Source organism: Pseudomonas sp. Sample_24, from assembly GCF_004307605.1.
Classification (GTDB): domain Bacteria; phylum Pseudomonadota; class Gammaproteobacteria; order Pseudomonadales; family Pseudomonadaceae; genus Aquipseudomonas.
Genome location: NZ_RCNW01000323.1, coordinates 1 through 1,489, shown reverse-complemented (window position 1 = coordinate 1,489; position 1,489 = coordinate 1). Strand labels below are relative to the sequence as shown.

Here is a 1,489-nt window from a genome sequence, read left to right as displayed (position 1 = left end):
CTGGAACGCGGAGCGTCCCTTGAGGCATTCCCACGCAGAGCGTGGGAACGATCAAACAAGCAGGTAAAAAAAGGCCCCGAAGGTTCACACCCCGGGGCCTTTTGCATTGCAGCGAAGGTTTACGCCGCTTTCGCTTCCGGCTGGCTCAGCGAACGGTTCAGCGCGCTGAACAGTGCCTTGAAGCTGGCGGTGGTGATGTTCTCATCGATACCCACGCCGTGCACCGCACGTTCACCGTTTACACGCAGTTCGATGTAGGCCGCCGCCTTGGCATTGGTGCCCGCGCCGATGGCGTGTTCGTTGTAGTCCATGATTTCCACAGGAATCGGCAGGCCGGCCACCAACGCTTCCAGCGCGCCGTTGCCCTTGCCGCGCCAGTGCAGGTTGGTTTCACCCTGACCTTTGCTGGCCACTTCCACTTCGACGGCGCTGTTGCCGTTTTCTTCCTGCAGGCGATGGCTGACCAGCGCGTACGGGGTGTTGGCTTGCAGGTACTCGCTGTGCAGCAGGGCGTGGATCTGCTGGGCAGTCATTTCCAGGCCCAAGCGGTCGGTTTCACGCTGCACCACCTGGCTGAACTCGATTTGCATGCGACGCGGCAGGCTGATGCCGTATTCCTGCTCCAGCAAGTAGGCGATGCCGCCCTTGCCCGACTGGCTGTTGACGCGGATCACCGCCTCGTAGCTGCGACCGATATCGGCCGGGTCGATCGGCAGGTATGGCACTTCCCACAATGCATCGGATTTCTGCTGGGCGAAGCCCTTGCGGATTGCATCCTGGTGCGAACCGGAGAACGCGGTGTGCACAAGGTCGCCAACGTACGGATGACGCGGGTGTACCTGGATCTGGTTGCACTCTTCGACGACTTTGCGCACGCCATCGATGTCGGAGAAATCCAGTTGAGGGTCGAGACCCTGGGTGTACATGTTCAGGGCCACGGTCACGAGATCGACGTTACCGGTGCGCTCGCCGTTGCCGAACAGGCACCCTTCGACACGGTCGGCGCCAGCCATCAGGCCCAGTTCGGTGGCGGCTACGCCAGTACCACGGTCGTTGTGGGTGTGCAGGCTGATGATCACGCTGTCACGACGGTTGATGTGACGGCCGAACCATTCGATCTGGTCGGCATAGATGTTCGGGGTCGCGCATTCGACGGTGGCCGGCAGGTTGAGGATCATCTTGTGCTCAGGCGTCGGGTTCCAGACCTCGATCACCGCATCACAGACTTCCTTGGCGAACTCCAGCTCGGTAGCGCTGAAGGTTTCCGGGGAGTATTCGAATGTCCACTCGGTTTCAGGCTGCTGGGCGGCGTATTTGACGAACAGCTTGGCCGCGCTGACGGCGATTTCCTTGATCCCGTCCTTGTCCTGATTGAAGACAATGCGGCGGAAGGAAGGGGAGGTCGCGTTGTACAGGTGAACGATGGCTTTCTTCGCGCCACGCAGAGATTCGAACGTGCGCTCGATCAGGTCTTCACGGCCCTGGGTCA

The 1,489-nt window shown here is 60.8% G+C and carries 1 protein-coding gene; it reads right to left on the bottom strand.

The annotated features are described in order from the left end of the window. Window positions 1-119 precede the first annotated feature (119 nt). The coding region (locus D8V06_RS17630; RefSeq protein ID WP_130931424.1) for a 2-isopropylmalate synthase at window positions 120-1,489 on the bottom strand (1,370 nt) is incomplete at its 5' end.